Below are 18302 nucleotides of genomic sequence, written 5' to 3' on the forward strand. Positions count from 1 at the left end.
GCCATGCTGCGTGATCTGGACAGGAAAGCCAGCCGGGAATCCCTTAAGGTTAATACCACCGTCCGCCCAACGTATTTGCCCTGGCGCACCCGCCGCGCCACTGTTTCACACAGCTCCAGCATTACCACCTTAATCCGGTCAAAACCCTGCAGATCCCGGGGCAATGTCCTCTGCTGCCCGATGCTTTTGGACACCTCCAGCGAGGTGGGCACCACCGGGCTGTAGTCAATCCCGTTGGCGCAAAGCCATAACATTTCACCGTTTTTGCCCCATCTCTCTTTCAGCAGTGCCACCGGAAAAGTCGCCAGGCCACCAATGGTCCGCACGTTGTAATACCGCAGGTGTTTTTCGTAATTGGAGCCAATACCGAACAATTTTCTAACCGGCAGGGGCCAGAAAATCTCCTTGAACCGGTCCACGCTCTCCACTACATTGAGGCCGTCGGGTTTTTGCACCCCGGCCGCCATTTTGGCGATCAGTTTGTTCGGTCCTATGCCCACGCTACATAATAAGCTAGTCTCGGACTTAATGCGTTCCTTTAGGATAGCGGCAACTTCCCCGGGCGTTTTTTTCCACAGATGCATTACACCGGTAAGGTCGGCAAAAGCCTCGTCAATGGAAAACGGTTCCACCAGATCGGTGAAATCCCGCATTATCCGCAATATTTTAGTTGAAAAATCTATGTACAGCCGGTAATCCGGATAAAAAAAGCAGCCGTTGGGGCACAGCTGCTTGGCCTCCCACACCGCCATGCCGGTCTTGACGCCCACGGCCTTGGCAGGGTAAGATGCCGCCAAAACAATACCGATCCTTTTCATTGGATCGCCGGCCACAATAACTTGTTTATCCTTTAATTCCGGCTGGACGGCCTGGTGGCAACTGGCAAAAAAACTATTCATATCAGCCAGCAAAATTACCCGCTTCATAAAATACATCACCAAACATTTGTTTGGTTTATTATAATCCCCAGCTTATGAATATACAATAGGATAAATATGGTAGTGTTTTAGTAAATAAAATTAGCTAAGTTTTTTACTCTTTTGTAATTAGTCATTTAACAAGCTTATTATTCTTGGTTTAAGGTAGCTTTAACCAAATCAGGATATCAGATTTTTAAAGAACCATAAAGACATGTCTTTAAGATCTATAGCAAAAGAAACAAGCCACCATTTTTGAAACAGCCATTTATGACCACCTCTTGAATGGGCGATCTAAATGGAAGCAATGATTGAGCATTACTACAAGAAACTTAAAATTGGCAAAGTGTTCTACAAGGATTATAAGGAGATCAAGGCCGACAGCCATGAAGCATTTTTGCTGGAACTATTAAAGCGTGAGTTTGAAAACCGGGAGGTAGTCAGGAAGAACAGGTTGCTGCGAGCAGCTAACTTCAATGTTGTAAAGACTTTTGAGAAGTATGATTTTGGCCATATCCAGGTTCCACCAACCATTACAATTGAGGATATCACTACTGTCAAATTCATAGACAAAAAAGAGAACTTAATTTTATATGGTCCTGTGGGAACTGGCAAAAGCCACTGTGCAACGGCAATTGGCGTGGAAGCTTGCAACCAGGGTAAGCTAGTACGATTCTTCCGGACGGCAGCGCTAGTTAACCAGCTTACTGATCCTAAAGCACAGGGGGAGCTGCATCGGGTTATGAAGCAGTTAGAAAAAACAGACCTTTTAATCTGTGACGAATGGGGCTTTATCCCTTTTGAAAAGGAAGGTGCCCAACTGCTATTCCAGGTAGCCTCGGAGTGCTATGAAAAACGTAGCGTGATTATCACCACGAACCTTGAGTTTAGCCGCTGGAACGGCATCTTTTACGATGAAATAATGACTGCGGCAATTATAGATCGACTTATCCACACAGTCACTTGCTGATGTTTACCGGTCCAAGTCACCGGCTTATGGGCTCGCCCATAAGTTCTTAGATTACGGGGGGGCCCGATTACAGTAAAGACATGCTAATTTAAAATCATGTTTTTGGGTGAGCCTCGGAGGTAAGAATCTTTTGGTAGGAGGTGCCGAAGGGAAGCCTTAACAGACGGATGCCCTGCGCGTGGTATAATTGCTAATCCGACGGGCATGTACATTAATCATGTTTCCCGGAGCCGCCCCGCCGGTGTCGTTGAAAGACTACGCGCAGGGTGGATGTCAAGGCCGCCGAACTATCTTTGAAAGTAGTTGTTCAAGTTAGGGTGTTAAATTGTCATACCATAATGTGGTAACAATGGTAGCAGGGGTGCTCTAAAAATTAACTTCCGTTTGCTACATTTTTATCTTGCCAAACACACCAGTAGATCCCAGGTCGCCTACTTCCAGTAACCATATCAACTTTTTTGCAGATCCAATGCACAGTCAATCGGTTGGCATAAAAAAAGTTAATGCACCCACCGAAGACGGGGATGCATTAACTGGCATATCAAATGGTGCCGGAGACCGGGCTCGCTCTCATATGCCAGTTATTTCGGAACAACATAAAATACAGCAGCGAAGAAAGAGAAACCGTCCAAGACATAGCAGTTAGTGAAAAATGATGTATTTTATTTTGCCTCTATTTCTTTTCTACGAAATATTTCCTTATTCCTCCTGCCGAGCTCTGCCAACATTCCTTTGCAGTAAGGTGATATTAACCTGTATAGTCCTATAGAAACAAGAAAATCCTGGATTTATTCATCCAGGATAAAAAGTTCTTCCATTGTAACGCCCAGGATTTTGGCGTATATCATTGCGTTTTCAAGCAATGGTACCATTCGACCGCGCTCCCAGGTACTAATGTGTTGATATGTTATTGTCGACTTTCCGTACTTATTCCGGAATAAATCCGTCAATTGCTGCTGACTAAAGCCACGTTGCTCCCGCCAGGCTTTAAGGTTGTTTTCCATAACATCACAAGTGTAAGACTTCGATGTATAGGATCTATTTCCTGCAATTATTTCACATGAGATAGTGAGCCCATTCTTAATAAAATAATGCGGCAGTGCAGATAATATCATACACCTTTCACATAGCCCCTGTGCCGTGGTCGGCGGCCAGGGGCGTTTATGTTTTGCATTGCATACATAGCCCCTTACCAAATAAGGAAGTCAACTTTTTGATATATTAACTATTAGACAAATATCTACACATATCTATACATATTGCCAAGTTATTCTTTAGTTGTTATATTATTTAAAATGCTAACTTATGGAGGAATATTAAATGCTTGGTTTTTTTAAAAAAGAAGTATCTCAAGTTGATAAAGAAGATTTAAAAAACGAATTAGCACCCATCGTTCCATCTGATGAACAACTAAAACCTACCCTGATATCTGAAACTATGTACTCCGATATGGAAATGGCTGAAACTGCTTGTAATTTAATCTTTGAGCTATATGATGGAAAGAATTTTGTAGTCCTTTTTAATAAAGATGCTGTGGTAATAAAAAGCTGGGATGTACCTGGTTTAGACTTCAATTTGAAACCCGGGGATTTAATTAAGCCGGGCTCAATTGGTCATAAAACATTAACAACCGGTTCCCGAGTTGCGGCGCAAGTAACAAAAGAAAAATCTATTTATGGGTTTGGTTATGCTGGTATCGGAGTCCCGATTCGAAATAAGAACGATGAATTAATTGGTGGGCTATCAACAACTTTTTTGTATGTTAGCCCGGATGAATTAAAAACAGTTTCAGATGAGATGCATAATTCTGCCGACCAGAACTCAAAAGCAATTGAAGAAATTGCTCAAGGGGCTTCAAACCTTTCCACTACCGTTGATACATTAACAAGAAAAACAAAAGAAGCAAGTGAGTCTCTTAATACGATTAACCAAGTAATCGATTTAATAAAAGGTATTGCAGATCAAACTAACCTGTTAGCCTTAAATGCAGCGATCGAAGCTGCTAGAGCCGGGGAACATGGTAGAGGCTTTGCCGTAGTTGCTGACGAAGTAAGAAAATTAGCCCAAAATTCTGCTAATAGTGCAAAAGATATGTCTGATAAGCTAATCGCTATTTCAATTATGATTGAAGACATAGGTATGCAGGCTAACGAACTTAATTCTTTAGCTCAGCAACAAGCTGCTTCTACAGAAGAAATAAGTGCGTCTATGGAACAGCTCGATGAACAAGCTAAGGTACTATTAGCATTGGCAGAGGAATTGAAAAAAAGTTTACAATTCATGTTTACTTAATACGGACATTATTTTATGAACCCAGCACCTGCCACATTCCCAGTTGCATATATTACAGTGAGTTGCATCAAGACTTAAGTAATAAATTGGGAACAAATCAAACGGATGACTTTATTAATATTGACGTATAAAATTTGTTTAAAATTAAAACATCTACCTATAACTCTACCCCTGGCTTGACTTATGACTGGCCAGGGGGTGTTGTTTTCTTTGACTAACTACTCCCGGTAACGTATTACAAAACAACCATCCTTGTCTTTCCTCAGCGGCAAATCTATCCTAATCATCGGCCTGAACTCCGACCCTGCTATGACGCAGTACGGGTCCTCATCGAGCGCGATGCTTGCGAACAGATAGCGCCATTCACTAGGTAGCCTGTCGTGCTTTTTAATCGCAGCAATACTCCGGGATTTGCCCAAATGCTTTCTTCATTCCGCCGCCATCGTTTTGAAGTTGGTCAAGCCCCCAAAGTTGCAGATATTGCAGTTCTTTTAGCTGGCGCTGCAGCCGGCGCTTTTCCTTTGGGTCGTTTCAGCTTTCGATGATGGTTTGCAGATGGACGATTTCTTGTTTCGTGCGTTCGATTTGTTCCAGAAGCTCCTGGCGGGTCGGTGTGGACATAGGATCACCTCTGGTGATTGGTTCGGAAAGAGTGTAACATATTCCTGCTATTGGTAACCCATTCCTCCACCCTCACATAATATATCATTGGCATTGCCCAAAACCTTAGCTAAGGAGGAATGTATTAATGGGTTATGAGCAGGTTGTGGCGGTGGTGGTACCCCCTTCTTTGACGGGAGTTTCATTCTGTTTCTGATTCTGATCTTACTGGTGTTTGGGATGAGTTTTGTAGGTTACGGCTGAAAATGCTAAACTTAACGCAAACGCTCCGAAGGGGCGTTTTGCGATCATATGATCGGCAAGGGACGTTTATTAATTATCCCAATTATCCTGTAGATCCATCCGCCACAGCTGTAGATACTATAGCTCCCTTATTTTGCGCTGTAGTCGGCGCTTAGGCTACCGCCATGGAGTTATAACTTCGATTCCGTTCTTATTTATCTTTAATTGTTTAACTTTTTAATAGAAAGTAATAAATGAGTAAAATCCTCTTTTTTTGTATAAGGATTAATTTCTATTGTTGTTTCGATTAAAGCTTTAACTTTCATGGGTACCGTCGCAGGCAGATTTTCCACTAATCTATATACAAGCTTATCTTGCGAAATAGCCTTTTTCGGTGGACAAATGACAGGAAAATAGCCTGGCCACGTATTACTGTTTGCCAAAAACATTAACCCCCTATGTTTTCTATTGGTTAAAAAACATACAGTTAAATTGGTTAAATTCGACAAGGTGTAAGACATTACCTATAAATCAAAAATAATACCATTAGATATATTTCGACATATTAAAACAAAGTTTTTTAATCCCATACCCGCTCCAACACCCACCCATCACCCCCAGCACCAATTCACAAACCAACCCCTGCCGTGTTTCACACCATACACCGGCGGTCCGATTTCCTTCCACCACTGCAGCCGCGATGGCAGTTCCTTTTTTCACGTGCAGCTCGTCACCTCATACCAGCGCCGGAGCCAGCGAAAAGCTACTGGTTGACCGTCTTTTACCCGTGCTTCTACTGGTTGGCGGTATAACTTTGACATAAAACTTCCCCCGAGGACATTATACCAAACATGTGTTTGATTTCAAAACAAAAAAAGAGTAACGCCAAGGCATTAATCTCACCTCTTTTGCGTAAATTGATTACAGGGGTAATCTTATCAGAGGGGAGGCGACAAAATGCTGACCTTTTTGTTACTCTTTTTCCCGCCATTATTCATAGTATTACAATTAAAATTTAAATGGAAACCACTTTCTGTAAAAGAGGTATAAACCTAATTAGGAAGAAATAAAGATTTATTCCTAATAGGGATAATCAGTAAAGTAGTATAATCAATATAACTTATGTGGCCGACATAAAAAAGATGATAACATGGTAACAAGTTTACTTAATTAAGTTTACTTAATTAGCTTAACTAAACTTAATTAATTTTATCCAATGTGCCCTGGCTTTTGTGCCGGGGCACACGCAATTTCAGAAACTTAAAATAAGAAATGCATGTAGAAAAAAATAAAAAGCCCCGGCGCATGGCCGGGGGTGTCACTTGGCTGGACGGGAAACAGGTTACGGGGCTGTCATTAATGGAACGAAAAGAACTACCATCCCGAATCTTGGAGGACAATGAAACCTTGAGGAAAATTGCATGGGTTGATACTGAAGGGGTGGCTCTCTGGGATGCGGTCCGAGCCGAGGGCCTTGAAGGAATGGTGGCCAAACGAAAAAAGCCGGTATGTGTTAGGCCAGCGGTCGGCAGCCTGGGTGAAGGTGAAAAACTACCAGGAAGCTGAGGTCAACGTATTTGGGTACAAGAAAAAAGACGGCGCCGTTTTAGTGGGTACCGAGGATCGGGTTCAGGGACACGCTATCGGGATATGGCCGGCGGACAGGGCGATATTAAGGGAGCTGCTGGACTATTGTGGTGAAGATAAAGGCGGCACCATTTGGCTGCCGCCTGGTATCCGGGGCCGGGTAAAGTTTAAAACGCTGACGCCCCGCAGGCATATGCGGGATTGTAGCTGGGTAGGGTTTAAGGTTTAAAATGGACATGCCATTTATTGACAGTTGCTCTTTTGAAGTGTAAAATGAAAAGGTCGTTTCATGAAAGGAGGAATTCATTTGACCGAAGAATTAATTAATGAAATACTTGAAAGTATTGGTTTAGAAAAAATTGAGTACGAATTAGAAAAAATTGAATACGAATCAGAAGAAACCGAGGGTGTATAGCAAAACGCCTTTTTTTTAATCCCAAACCCTTTCCAGCAACCACATACCATCCCTTGATACCAACTCACAAGCTAACCCCTGCCGCGTCTCACACCGATACACCGGTGGGCCAACTTCCTTCCACCACTGTGTCCATGACGGCAGCTCCTCTTTAACCATGCAGTTTGTCACTTGGTACCAGTGTCAGCATCGGCGCCAGCGGTAGGCAACAGTAGGTCGTCTATGTAAAATGATATTTCGCAAGCTTAATATAGAACCAAAAATAAATTTATAGTATACTATCGAAGTATCAAAAACAATTATTAATAGGAGACAAAAATGAAGGATGTAAAACTGCCTGTCGCTCTATTTAACGGAACAGTAGCTACTACTAACGGTTTGTATTCTATCAAAGATATAGATATAGCTTCTGCAAAAAGGACGAAACCAGAGATAAGAGACGAAGCATCTTCTGAAAAAACTGTTTAATAAAGCAAAAAACCCCGGCGCATGGCCGGGGCTCATCATTTAACAACGTATTCACTTGTGCTCAAACATATCTCGCTAAGCTGCTGCCGGCAGTGTCGTGGGGCCTCCTGCTGCAGGCCAAAGCTGGGCAAGCCGGATAACCCGCTCAAGCAATTGCTACTCTACGCTGCCGACTTTCCCGCGGTGTTAGCCCATTCCTCATCCAACTGATCTTTGATTTCCCGGAGGGCCACTCAATCAGCCCCCGAATCTCGTCGCGTGTTATTTTAATTCCGATTTTATTCGCCTGGCCTGCAAGCCATTCCGCTGCTTTTTCATACTTTTCAGGTCCCAGACAATGGTATTGTGTATATCAACTTTTGTGCAGATCCAATGCGCAGTCAATCGGTGGGCATAAAAAAAGTTAATGCACCCACCGAAAACGGGGATGCATTAACTGGCATATCAAGTGGTGCCGGAGACCGGAATCGAACCGGTACGATCGTTGCCAATCGAGGGATTTTAAGTCCCTTGCGTCTGCCAGTTCCGCCACTCCGGCATTAGTGAAGCATAAATAATTATATTTGATTCATTTGCTTCTGTCAATGGTATAACAATCCTTTTCTTTTATTGACTCCTGGCTGATCAAGCTTGCGGAGTAAAGCATCCCTTTATAATCGTATCCCAAGTTGCTAAAAAGCATTTATCTATTAAAGGAAATATCCAGCCCCAAGCAAAATATATATTTAAAGAAGGGGGTGCACCTATTGCAAAGATTTCTTGCAGTTACTACAGCAATCGTTACTGTTTTAACGGCAGTGTTGGGACTTGCTTTATACTTAGGCATTAATGGCGCTGAAAAGTATCACTTGGCTGCAGGCTTCTTGACACTGGTGTTGGTCCTTATAATAACTCACCAAATGTATTATGGTAACGTAAGCAGAAAAAAATAAAATGATAGTTATTCTAAGTTTTTCAAGGTGAAATGGAGTGAAAATATTGACTAACCCGAAGCCCATCGGGATTTTTGACTCGGGTGTGGGCGGACTGTCTGTATTAAAAGAAATCAGGAATCTATCCAGTGCGGAAGATCTTATTTATTACGCAGATTCAGCCCATTGTCCCTATGGCTTTAGATCGACCGAAGAGATTCGCAGCCGGATTATTCAAATAACTCGTTTTTTACTGGAAAATAACGCAAAAATGATAGTCGCAGCATGCAATACCGCCTCTATTGCCGGTCTGGATTTTTTGCGCAGGATGTTTAATATACCGATAGTGGGCATGGAACCGGCGATCAAACCGGCGGTAACACTTACCAAAAACGGTAAGGTAGGTGTGCTGGCAACCGGGGTTACTATCTCAGGCGAGAAGTTCAATTCCCTTCTGGACCGTTACGCCAACGGTATAGAAGTTTTTAAAGTAGCTTGCCCCGGTTTGGTAGAACAGGTTGAACAAGGGTTGATTAATGAACCGAGAACAAAGGCCATGTTAAAAGTTTTTTTAAAGCCACTAATTGAGGCCGGGGTAGATACAATTGTTTTAGGCTGCACCCATTACCCCTTTTTGCGACATCAGGTAGAAGCAATTGTGGGCCCTTCGGTTCAAGTTATAGACACGGGAAATGCAGTAGCCAGACGGGTTGTCCAGGTATTGTCCGAAGAAGGACTATTAAGCGACGTTTCCTCAAAAAAAGGCCAGGAACAGTTTTATACCAGCGGGGAACCTGAATATGTGGAAAAAGTTATCAATAACTTATGGGGAAAAAATTCAATCGAAGTTAAAAAGATTGCGCTTTAAGCCGGGCTAATTCCCGGCTTATTATTTTTAATCAATGATTTCACCATCTACATCTATGGCGTTGGCAGTCCATTGCTCATAGCTGTTTTTTTCATAATAATCGGCCGCCATCCGCCCCACACGGCGGCATATAAAATAGTTAACCAACCCACAGACAACCGCTCCAATAAAAGGTATTATCCTTATTACGCTGCGCTGGGTTGCTTTTATACCAAGGGTTAAGAGCATTTCCTGCATTGCCCGGACAAAGGCCTGATTACCCATTTGCTTCATGGCTGTTTTACCAATTGCTTTGTTGGCGACATCGGTTCCAACAGCTGAACCTATGACCCATAAAGCTTCACGGGATGCCCCGGGCAACCTTAAATCCCTACCATATACCACCGACATTTCCAGGACCATTTCTGCCATAAAGTAGCTGACCGCAGCTATATCTACAACTGTTCCACCAATTAAAGAAACCAACGTGCCAATAACAGGCAAGGTGGCAGGAAAAGCCGTTATAAAACCACTTAAACCGCACATCTGGCTTTTATTTTTGATGATTAAATCGCAGATTTCTCTTTCAGAGAGATTGGAATGTTTTTTCCGCAATTTCTCCGCCCTGCGACGTACTTCCTCTTTATTTACCGCATGAAATGGGTTAAATCCCATAGTTATTAACACTCCAATTAAAATGCTGGGAAAGCCTAAATTTCTGGATGCATTACTTGTAATTTATTTACATTTTTGCTATAAATAAACTATAATATATTGGTATGGAGGCAATTAATGTTTAAAAAAACTCACCTGGCATTACTGCTTTTAGCTGCAGCAGTCCTTTTGGTTCTTAACCTGGACAAGCCTGCCAAAAAAATAAACCAACCGAAGCCTAATTATGTGCCCCTTGACCAAAGTGTATCGGAATATCTTGTAGCCCAGGAAGGCACTTATGGACTTTATTTTATAGATTTAAAATCCGGAGAAAAGTTTGGTTATAATCAGTATACCTCCTTTCATGCCGCAAGTACATTCAAGCTGCCTATGAACCTGTACTTATACACCCAGGCTGAAAAAGAAAAAATAAATTTGGCTCAGAAATTGACTTATCAAAGCCGCCATGCTGAAGGTGGAACAGGCATCCTCAAAAATTATCCCCCCGGTAAAAGCTATACCATCAAACAACTGGCCACCTACTCCATTGTCAATAGCGATAATATTGCAACAAACATCTTATTAGAACGGCTGGACAGAAAAAAAGTCAAAAGTTACATGCGCGACCTTGGAGGCAAAGTGGTTGAAGACGACAATAATGTTACCTGTCCCCATGACCTGGCGCTTTACATGCAAAAAACAATTGAATTTTACCGGACGGGCAGTCCCGAAGCTAAAATGCTGACGGAAAACCTTTTTGCTGCCGAATTTAAGGACCGCATTCCAGCAGCAGTGCCTCCAGGAGTTAAGGTCGCAAATAAGATAGGAAACTGGCCCCCCACCGGTACCTATAATGATGTAGCATATGTGGAACATCCCGTAAGGCCATATATTTTAGCAGTTACCTGTAGCGGCACTCCGGGGTACGGCAGCGCTGTTCCGGTCATACGTCAGGTTTCAAAAATGATTTATGAATACCAGGCAACAGAAAATTCACCTTGATAGTAAGTTGTTTTTATGTTATTATATTTTTTGCGTAAAAATATAATATTCTCGGGCGTGTAGCTCAGCGGGAGAGCACCGCGTTCGCAACGCGGGGGTCGGGGGTTCGAATCCCCTCTCGTCCACCACGATGGTCTTACCTAAGCGTAAGACTTTTTTTTATGCTTATTTAATGCTCATTGATACATTTGCTTGTCCTTGCCATTTTACCCGCAATTAACTAAAATAATGGTAAACTTAAAAAGGAGGTATTATTATGCATTGGGACAAAAAAGGTCCTGATAATACCGACAAAACCATTGAGGCAGCTTTAGCCAGAGCGGCCGAACTGGACATACAGAACATTGTAGTAGCATCAAGCACCGGGGCTACGGCCAAAAAGTTAATCAATTGTGACCGTAATGTAGTCTGCGTTAGTTACCACGCAGGCTTTGACGGACCGGGAATGAGACGCATGACTGAAGACGTAATGCAGGAACTCAAGGAAAACGGAATAAATGTTTTAATTACAACCCATCTATTGGCAGGAGTAGACCGGGCTATTAGAAATAAATTCGGCGGAGTTTACCCTTCAGAAATAATGGCTCAAACTTTAAGAATGCTTGGACAGGGCACCAAGGTCTGTGTGGAAATATCGGGAATGGCCCTGGATGCCGGTCTGATCCCTCATGGCAAAGAAATTATAGCCATTGGTGGCTCGGCCAAAGGAGCCGATACAGCTGTTGTTATTGCACCGGCTCATTCCAACCAGTTTTTTGACACTAAAGTAAAAGAAATTATTTGCAAACCAAGAGAATTTTAAGTTTGAAAAAAATACTGCATATCCATTTTAATCCGTGAAATGCCCCAAAAACTACAGGACAGTTTCTTAATTTAAGAAAATAGTCAACTGCTAAAAAAAGACCGCCACTACAGCGGTCTTTTTAACAGGCCACCCGGGCAGCTTAATTATCCTTTTAACAGTTTATCCTCTTCCATATCCACAACCCCTGCTTCTGCAAAGGTAACCATTTCGTTCAGCACTCTACATGCCGCTTCCACTATGTGCATAGCCAGTGCGGCACCGGTTCCTTCACCAAGGCGCATACCCATATTCAGCATCGGCTTCAAGCCCAGCATTTCCAGCATTAGTTTGTGTCCCGGCTCACCTGATAAATGGGAAGCCAGCATAAAGTATTTGGTTTTCGGTTCAATGGCAGCGGCTATCAGTGCGGCGGCACCGGTTATAAAGCCATCCACCAGCACAGGCACGCGCTTCGACGCACAAGCCAGCACTACTCCGGCCAGCCCGGCTATTTCCAATCCACCCACTTTAGCCAACACATCCAGCCCATCTGCAGAATCGGGATTGTTTATTGTTAAAGCACTGGTCACCGCCTGTCTTTTTTTCCCCAGCACCTCGTCATTAACCATTGTCCCCCTGCCGGTAACCTCAGCCACCGAATAACCGCCCAGCGCAGCCAGAATTGCCGTGCTGGGGGTGGTGTTGCCTATACCCATATCACCCAGCGCCAGCAAGGTGGCTCCCTGCTCAATTTCACGCAGTGCCACGCGAATGCCCACTTCTACCGCTGCAACAGCCTCTTCCCTGGTCATTGCCGGCCCTTGCGCAATATTATCCGCACCTGATTTAACCCGGCATTTCATGACCCCGGGGATTTCAACGTCAGTCGCTACACCCACATCCACAACTGCAATTGACGCCCCCGCATGACGGGCCAGTACACCTATCCCGGCAACCCCGTTAATGAATGCCGGGAGCATCTGCCAGGTAACATCCTGAGGGGCTGCGCTAACTCCTTCATTTATAACCCCATGATCGCCTGCCATAACAATAACAGATCGTTTACCTATTTGGGGGCGGGGGTTACCGATTATACCCGCTACTTTTACGGCAATTTCCTCCAACAAGCCGAGGCTGCCCGGTGGCTTAATTAAATTATCCATTCGATCTCTGGCTGAAAGCATGGCCTCTTCATTAAGTCCCCCGATTTGTTTTAAAGTTTCATGATAAAGCATTAGTTTTTCAACCTCCCTGTTTTTATTGCCCTATTAAAACCAAAAAGTTCACAGTCAAAACTGACCGTGAACTTTACCATCATTCACCGGGTGACTCCCTTCCACGAAGAGCTACCAGTCGTCAGGCAGGTCTCCTGGCTCCCGGATCATCACCCATAACACCGCCTTCCCGAAAATTCAGTGGCTCGCTGGCGAAGGATTACCCGGTTACAGTGGCGGGACCGCCCGGGAATTGCACCCGGTTCCCTATTCTCCCTACAAGGGCACCTGACGATTTTTTTCAGTTAAATAATAATTAATTATTAAATTACTTTTTCCTTCTTTATAAGTTAAATTTCTAAAATATTTTACCGGCAGGCATAAAGATTAATATCTATGCCACGCCGCTGCAGCCACTCAGCAGTATAGCCTGTAAGAATAATAGGTTTTCCCATTAATGCCTGCAAATTGGCGGCACCGGTAAGCATCATTACCTGCTCCAAACCCGCAATTAATTCTTTAATCAGATTGATTAAGCTGTCTTCACCCTTTTCAACAAGCACTTTTAAAAATGGCCCGGCTATCGCCGTCAATGCAGCCCCGGCAGCCAGAGACAGCGCTATATCCAACGAAGAACGCAAACCACCTGAGGCTACTACCGTTAAGGGCAAGCCTGTACTCGTGGTTTCCAGCAAACTAATAGCTGTAGGGATGCCCCATTTTTTCAGGTGCAGGCCAGCCACACCGCCACGCCTGCCTTCAATTGCCGCAAAATTAGTGCCGCCCCGGCCGCTTACATCAATATACCTGACTCCAGCCTTAAACAGCGCAGTTACAACTTCCCTGGACAGGCCAAAGCCCACTTCCTTGACTAAGACGGGAACGGGCAAATTCCGGACCAGATGTTCAATGTTGTCTCTAATTCCAATAAAGTTAGTCTCCCCTTCACGCATTACAAGCTCCTGGCCGGCATTCAGGTGCAGCTGTATACCATCGGCATCAATCATTGCAACGGCTTGATTTGCTTCCTCCAGTGTACAAAGCGCATTTAAGTTAGCCAATAGCAGCCCTTTGTGGTTTTCTTCCCTCGCAACAGTAAAGGTTTGCTTAACATCCGGGTCGTCAAGGGCAGCCCGCTGCGAACCCACAGCCATGGCAATACCGGTGGCTGCCGCCACCCTGGCCAGCCCACGGTTAATTTCAGTAACATCAGCATGTCCCCCTGTTATAGCATTAATCATCAAGGGCGCACGCAATTTTTTACCCATAAAAATGCAAGAACAGTCAATTTCATCGCACCTTAATTCGGGCAAGGCGTTATGGATAAAACTGATGTCCTCAAATCCGGCAGACGCGTCGTCTTCGGAATCCCACAACTCAATGGCATATTTAATATGTTCCAGTTTCCGCGTTTTCCTTAAAATTTTAAGCGCCTCCCGCTAATTCTGATCAGGTCTGTCAAAATAGATATTTCATACCTCCGCCGATAATAGCAATATTTTCTAATTATAGTACCATTTCCACCGGAGGACAGTCAAACACGATTAAGACTGGCTAATATCGAACCTGATATGCAATTTGTTTAACTCCCGGGCCAAATCATTTAACCCACGGGCGGTGTCAGCTACCTGCTCCATCAGCGACGACTGTTTATCCGCAGTGTCTGAAACATTTAGTATGGCGGAGGATATCTCTTCTGTTGCCGCTGTTACCGTTTGAATCTCTTCAGCCAGGTTTTGCACGAAAGCAATTATCTTTTCAAAAGTAGCACTTACCTCTTTAACCACTTGCAAACCATTTTCCACTTGAGCAATGCTCTCCTTAGTGCTATGCACTGCTTGTTTGGTTTCGTGCTGCGTTTGTATTATTAAATCTTGAATTTTTTGAGCAGCCCCGGCAGACTGATCTGCCAGACTTCTCACTTCATCTGCCACCACGGCAAACCCCCTGCCGTAATCACCTGCTCTGGCTGCTTCTATGGCAGCATTCAAAGCCAATAAATTGGTTTGTTCTGCTATTTGGGTAATTATATCTATAATCTGTGATATTTTTTGAGCCGAATCATCTAATCCCAGTATCACGTCCCCACTTTGCGATGCAGTTTGTTGAATCACCTCCATCTGGTCCGCTATTCGTTCAATACCGTCGCTTCCATCCCTGGCATAACCCGCGGTTTTTTCGGAATCCTCCGCAATTTGCTGTGAATTTGCAGAGACTTGTTGCACCGAAGCCGCAACCTCGCTTATCGCAGTGGCTGTCGTCATTGCGCCTGAAACAGTCTGATTGGAAAAGTCAACTAAATAGTTGGAATTCTTACTTATATCAATTGCCATTCTTTTTAGGTTGCCGGTAAGATCCTGCAGGATCAACATAAATGCCCGTTTGACATCAGCTATGGTGTGGATGCCATTGGTCAGTTTAATGCTGCTTTTAGTTATCAGAGCATCAAGGTCTTCCATTATCGTTTTCATTGGCGCTATCAACTGTTTAAAATTTTTCGTACTAATTGCAATTCCTAATAACCCGGACATCAAACCAGATAAAACTATCGCGCAAAGCAAGCCCTGTGTGTAAGATACGATAAAATAACCAATTAGAGCTCCGCCGGGAACCGCAAATACAGTGGTTCTAGCCAGGTACTTGAACATGGTAATTTTTTTAATGTCCATAAACCCCAACCCCTTTAAAAAAATGAATGAATACTTATTCACTAAGTTATTTTCACTAAATTATTTGTGTTTCCTGCAAATTCCTTGGTAAATTTTTATTTTTTCTGATAATTTTTCATATAGCAAGATTTACTTATTTTTTGTATTAAAAATCTTTTGTTCCAAAGAATATAAAAATCATCCATTGTTCGGAGGGAAAGCTGATGCAGCAAAACATGCAAAATATTAATCAAATGGAACGAGAAACACAAGTAGACAATCCTAAAGTCAGCTTATGGATAAATAATCAGGAGGTTACTGTCCCCGCCAACACTCCCAACCTGCTTGAAGCAGCGCGCGCAACAGGCATTGAGATTCCAAGCCTTTGCTACCTTCAGGACATTAATGCCGCAGGATCCTGCCGCATTTGCCTGGTGGAAGTAGAAAGCGGCGGAAGAAGAAGCCTTCAAGCATCCTGTGTTTACCCGGTTCAAGAAGGGTTAAAGGTTTTTACCAATACTCCCCGTGTTCGTCGCGCCAGAAAGCGCATGCTTGAATTACTGCTATCGGAGCACGATCTGGATTGCGTTAATTGCATTAAAAACCGCAACTGCGAGCTGCAAAAACTGGCCGATGATTTAGGTGTGCGAAAAATACGCCTCACCGGCGAGAGGTTGAATCTTCCCATTCAGAACAAAAACCCATTTATCGTACGTGATTATAACAAGTGCATAAAATGCCGCCGCTGTGAAGCCATATGTAAAAAAGTGCAGGGTGTGAATGTATATTCAGCCCAAAAGAGAGGTTTTAATACAGTTATTGCACCCGCCTTTATGCACGATTTGACTGAATCAGACTGTATTGCCTGCGGGCAATGCCTCCAGTATTGCCCTACCGCCGCTCTGGCTGAAAGGGAATACTTTCAGGATGTCTGGGACGCCATAGAAGATCCTCAAAAAATTGTAGTTGTTCAAACTGCGCCTGCCGCCCAAGTGTCCATAGGGGAAATGTTCGGAATGTCACCGGGAACAATCGTAACCGGCAAGATGGTCTCCGCGCTGCGCAGAATTGGTTTTGATTATGTTTTTTCTACTGTTTTCGCAGCAGACCTTACTGTTGTGGAAGAGGCTAATGAATTATTGGAAAGACTTAAAGGCAATGGCAAACTTCCATTAATCTCTTCCTGCAGCCCGGGCTGGGTTAGATATTGTGAAAAATTTTTCCCGGAATATGTTGATAACCTTTCCAGCTGTAAGTCTCCCCAGGAAATGCTTGGCGCACTGGTAAAAACATATTTTGCCGAAAAAAATCATTTTGATCCGGAAAAGCTTGTCGTGGTAGCCGTTATGCCCTGCACAGCTAAAAAGTTTGAAGCAGCAAGGCCGGAAATGGTCACCAGGGGCACACGTGACGTTGATTATGTGCTTACGGTCAGGGAATTGGGGCGAATGATTCGTGAGGCGGGAATCAAATTCGCATCTTTGCCCGACAACGATTTCGATGATTCCCTGGGCATCTCAACGGGGGCCGGTACAATTTTCGGTACAACCGGTGGCGTAATGGAGGCAGCAATACGCACCGCTTTTGCTCTTGTTGAAGGATCGGAAATGCCGGGACGAATAGATTTTAAAGATTTACGCGGTATGAAAGGTACAAAGGAGGCAACTGTGCAAATCGGCGGCCAAACCCTAAGAATTGCCGTAGCCCACGGCACCAGGAACGCCAGACGTTTGATGGAACGAGTTAAAGCGGGGGAAAAATTTCATTTTATTGAAATAATGGGGTGTCCCGGAGGTTGCGTTGGAGGCGGCGGCCAACCTATCTCCATAGAGCAGAGGTCACGAAAAAAATCCGAAGAATTACGCCGCCAAAGGGCACAGGCTTTATACAGCATCGACATAAACAAAAAAATCAGGCTGGCCCATGAAAACCCGGCAGTAAAAGAATTATATAAACAGTACCTGGACCACCCCCTAAGCAAAAAGGCCAAAGAAATTTTACATGTTAAATATAAGCAAAAAGAAATAAATAAAAATAAACTTTTGCACTAAAAAAGAAATACCAACTCTTATTATTGTGCAAAAATATACAATCTACTGTCTGATATCAGACTATCCCATTCAAGCCTCAAATCAACCATTCAGGGGATATTTTTTAACTCAAACTTTTGATTGTTCGTTAATGAACAATCAAAAGTTTTTTACTTATTTAGATTTGTTACTTAAGGTACAATAACAGGCTTGGACGAACTGGCATGAAAAATGCTTTGTTAACTATGTAAATATTATTTTGGGGGGAGGGAATAGAAATGATGGAAGGAATAATGGCCAAAGCGAGCATGTTGTTAGAGCTGGCCAACAACTCCCAGGTGGCCCACGCGGTAACAGAGGCGTCGGGAACGCCGGGGATGCCCTGGTGGGCGTGGCCACTGATACTATTTGTAACCACCTTTGCCATGGGCATAGTGGCCGTAATGGCGGGAGTGGGCGGCGGAGTGCTGTTCGTCCCGATAGTGGGCAGCTTCTTCCCGTTTAACCTGGACTTTGTGCGTGGCGCCGGCCTGATTGTGGCACTGGCGGGCGCGCTGGCAGCCGGTCCCGGTCTTTTAAAAGCCAACCTGGCCAACCTGCGGCTGGCGCTGCCGGTGGCGCTGATAGCCTCAATATTTAGTATCGTAGGTGCATTTTTAGGATTGGCACTGCCGGACAACATACTGCAAATCTGCCTTGGCATCACCATCACCTTAATTG

The 18302-nt window shown here is 43.9% G+C and carries 20 protein-coding genes, 2 tRNA genes and 1 riboswitch; of the genes, 13 read left to right on the forward strand and 9 right to left on the reverse strand.

The window, feature by feature from the left end; translation table 11 throughout:
* Positions 1 to 926 (reverse strand): DNA polymerase IV (locus BM056_RS24515; protein WP_092475897.1); only part of this gene is annotated, 926 nt, incomplete at its 3' end.
* A gap of 289 nt (positions 927 to 1215) precedes the next feature.
* On the opposite strand from BM056_RS24515, the gene istB reads away from it, so the two are divergent.
* The gene (gene istB, locus BM056_RS24520) at positions 1216 to 1887 is read left to right on the forward strand and encodes an IS21-like element helper ATPase IstB (RefSeq protein ID WP_274377592.1); all 672 of its coding nucleotides are present in this window, start codon (positions 1216 to 1218) and stop codon (positions 1885 to 1887) included.
* Between the two features lie 788 nt (positions 1888 to 2675).
* On the opposite strand, the gene BM056_RS24525 is transcribed toward istB, so the two are convergent.
* Positions 2676 to 2891 carry a helix-turn-helix transcriptional regulator gene (locus tag BM056_RS24525; RefSeq protein ID WP_165613707.1) on the reverse strand — a complete coding sequence of 72 codons (216 nt, stop codon included), beginning with the start codon at positions 2889 to 2891 and terminating at the stop codon, positions 2676 to 2678.
* A 793-nt stretch (positions 2892 to 3684) separates the two neighbouring features.
* Here BM056_RS24525 and BM056_RS27830 point away from each other — a divergent pair.
* Together BM056_RS27830 and BM056_RS26475 are read left to right on the forward strand one after the other, a co-directional pair.
* Entirely contained in the window at positions 3685 to 4179 is a 495-nt protein-coding gene (locus BM056_RS27830; protein ID WP_238456658.1) for a methyl-accepting chemotaxis protein, read from the forward strand.
* Between the two features lie 380 nt (positions 4180 to 4559).
* Entirely contained in the window at positions 4560 to 4724 is a 165-nt protein-coding gene (locus BM056_RS26475) for a hypothetical protein (RefSeq protein WP_165613708.1), read from the forward strand.
* Positions 4725 to 5243: 519 nt separating this feature from the next.
* Here BM056_RS26475 and BM056_RS24535 read toward each other — a convergent pair.
* On the reverse strand, positions 5244 to 5465 hold the full coding sequence (locus tag BM056_RS24535) for a hypothetical protein (RefSeq protein ID WP_092475906.1): 222 nt from the start codon (positions 5463 to 5465) through the stop codon (positions 5244 to 5246).
* Positions 5466 to 5568: 103 nt separating this feature from the next.
* Positions 5569 to 5742: a hypothetical protein gene (locus tag BM056_RS26480; RefSeq protein WP_165613709.1), complete on the reverse strand. Its 174-nt coding sequence runs from the start codon at positions 5740 to 5742 to the stop codon at positions 5569 to 5571.
* 552 nt (positions 5743 to 6294) lie between these two features.
* Here BM056_RS26480 and BM056_RS24540 point away from each other — a divergent pair.
* From BM056_RS24540 to BM056_RS26485, 3 genes are all read left to right on the forward strand, one after another.
* Complete coding sequence (locus BM056_RS24540) at positions 6295 to 6588, forward strand: DNA ligase-like domain-containing protein (RefSeq protein WP_092475909.1); 294 nt, start codon at positions 6295 to 6297, stop codon at positions 6586 to 6588.
* On the forward strand, positions 6533 to 6838 hold the full coding sequence (locus tag BM056_RS24545; protein WP_131820844.1) for a hypothetical protein: 306 nt from the start codon (positions 6533 to 6535) through the stop codon (positions 6836 to 6838). Before BM056_RS24540 ends, BM056_RS24545 begins: the two co-directional genes overlap by 56 nt.
* Before the next feature lie 504 nt (positions 6839 to 7342).
* A complete protein-coding gene (locus BM056_RS26485) occupies positions 7343 to 7492 on the forward strand; it encodes a hypothetical protein (protein WP_165613706.1) in 150 nt (49 codons plus the stop codon).
* 449 nt (positions 7493 to 7941) lie between these two features.
* Here the strand turns inward: BM056_RS26485 and BM056_RS24550 are convergent.
* Positions 7942 to 8030 (reverse strand) — tRNA-Leu (locus tag BM056_RS24550).
* Positions 8031 to 8238: 208 nt separating this feature from the next.
* Here BM056_RS24550 and BM056_RS24555 point away from each other — a divergent pair.
* Positions 8239 to 8424, forward strand: coding sequence for a hypothetical protein (locus BM056_RS24555; RefSeq protein ID WP_092475915.1), 186 nt, complete (start codon positions 8239 to 8241; stop codon positions 8422 to 8424).
* 37 nt (positions 8425 to 8461) lie between these two features.
* Positions 8462 to 9271 carry a glutamate racemase gene (murI, locus tag BM056_RS24560; protein WP_337833549.1) on the forward strand — a complete coding sequence of 270 codons (810 nt, stop codon included), beginning with the start codon at positions 8462 to 8464 and terminating at the stop codon, positions 9269 to 9271.
* A gap of 27 nt (positions 9272 to 9298) precedes the next feature.
* Here murI and BM056_RS24565 read toward each other — a convergent pair whose 3' ends face one another.
* Positions 9299 to 9925: an EcsC family protein gene (locus BM056_RS24565; RefSeq protein WP_092475921.1), complete on the reverse strand. Its 627-nt coding sequence runs from the start codon at positions 9923 to 9925 to the stop codon at positions 9299 to 9301.
* A 117-nt stretch (positions 9926 to 10042) separates the two neighbouring features.
* Here BM056_RS24565 and BM056_RS24570 point away from each other — a divergent pair, with 117 nt between their 5' ends.
* The 3 genes from BM056_RS24570 to BM056_RS24580 all read left to right on the forward strand — a co-directional run bounded on the left by BM056_RS24570 (position 10043) and on the right by BM056_RS24580 (position 11708).
* A complete protein-coding gene (locus BM056_RS24570) occupies positions 10043 to 10906 on the forward strand; it encodes a serine hydrolase (RefSeq protein WP_092475924.1) in 864 nt (287 codons plus the stop codon).
* A gap of 53 nt (positions 10907 to 10959) precedes the next feature.
* A tRNA-Ala gene (locus BM056_RS24575) sits at positions 10960 to 11034 on the forward strand.
* Positions 11035 to 11162: 128 nt separating this feature from the next.
* Positions 11163 to 11708 carry a pyruvate kinase alpha/beta domain-containing protein gene (locus tag BM056_RS24580; protein WP_174550009.1) on the forward strand — a complete coding sequence of 182 codons (546 nt, stop codon included), beginning with the start codon at positions 11163 to 11165 and terminating at the stop codon, positions 11706 to 11708.
* Between the two features lie 146 nt (positions 11709 to 11854).
* Here the strand turns inward: BM056_RS24580 and cobT are convergent, their stop codons facing one another.
* The 3 genes from cobT to BM056_RS24595 form a co-directional block, all read right to left on the reverse strand.
* Positions 11855 to 12925, reverse strand: a complete 1071-nt coding sequence (gene cobT, locus BM056_RS24585; RefSeq protein WP_092475930.1) for a nicotinate-nucleotide--dimethylbenzimidazole phosphoribosyltransferase — start codon at positions 12923 to 12925, stop codon at positions 11855 to 11857.
* A gap of 107 nt (positions 12926 to 13032) precedes the next feature.
* Positions 13033 to 13211: riboswitch (cobalamin riboswitch) on the reverse strand.
* 61 nt (positions 13212 to 13272) lie between these two features.
* The gene (gene fni, locus BM056_RS24590) at positions 13273 to 14328 is read right to left on the reverse strand and encodes a type 2 isopentenyl-diphosphate Delta-isomerase (RefSeq protein WP_092475933.1); all 1056 of its coding nucleotides are present in this window, start codon (positions 14326 to 14328) and stop codon (positions 13273 to 13275) included.
* Between the two features lie 120 nt (positions 14329 to 14448).
* Complete coding sequence (locus BM056_RS24595; protein ID WP_092475935.1) at positions 14449 to 15573, reverse strand: methyl-accepting chemotaxis protein; 1125 nt, start codon at positions 15571 to 15573, stop codon at positions 14449 to 14451.
* Positions 15574 to 15776: 203 nt separating this feature from the next.
* Between BM056_RS24595 and BM056_RS24600 the strand changes: the two genes are divergently transcribed.
* Both BM056_RS24600 and BM056_RS24605 read left to right on the forward strand, forming a co-directional pair.
* On the forward strand, positions 15777 to 17603 hold the full coding sequence (locus BM056_RS24600) for an NADH-dependent [FeFe] hydrogenase, group A6 (protein ID WP_238456657.1): 1827 nt from the start codon (positions 15777 to 15779) through the stop codon (positions 17601 to 17603).
* Positions 17604 to 17860: 257 nt separating this feature from the next.
* Positions 17861 to 18302, forward strand: a 442-nt coding sequence (locus BM056_RS24605) for a TSUP family transporter (RefSeq protein WP_131820845.1), incomplete at its 3' end; no start/stop codon positions are given.

The organism is Desulfotruncus arcticus DSM 17038, assembly GCF_900113335.1.
GTDB classification, from domain to species: Bacteria; Bacillota; Desulfotomaculia; order Desulfotomaculales; family Desulfallaceae; genus Desulfotruncus; species Desulfotruncus arcticus.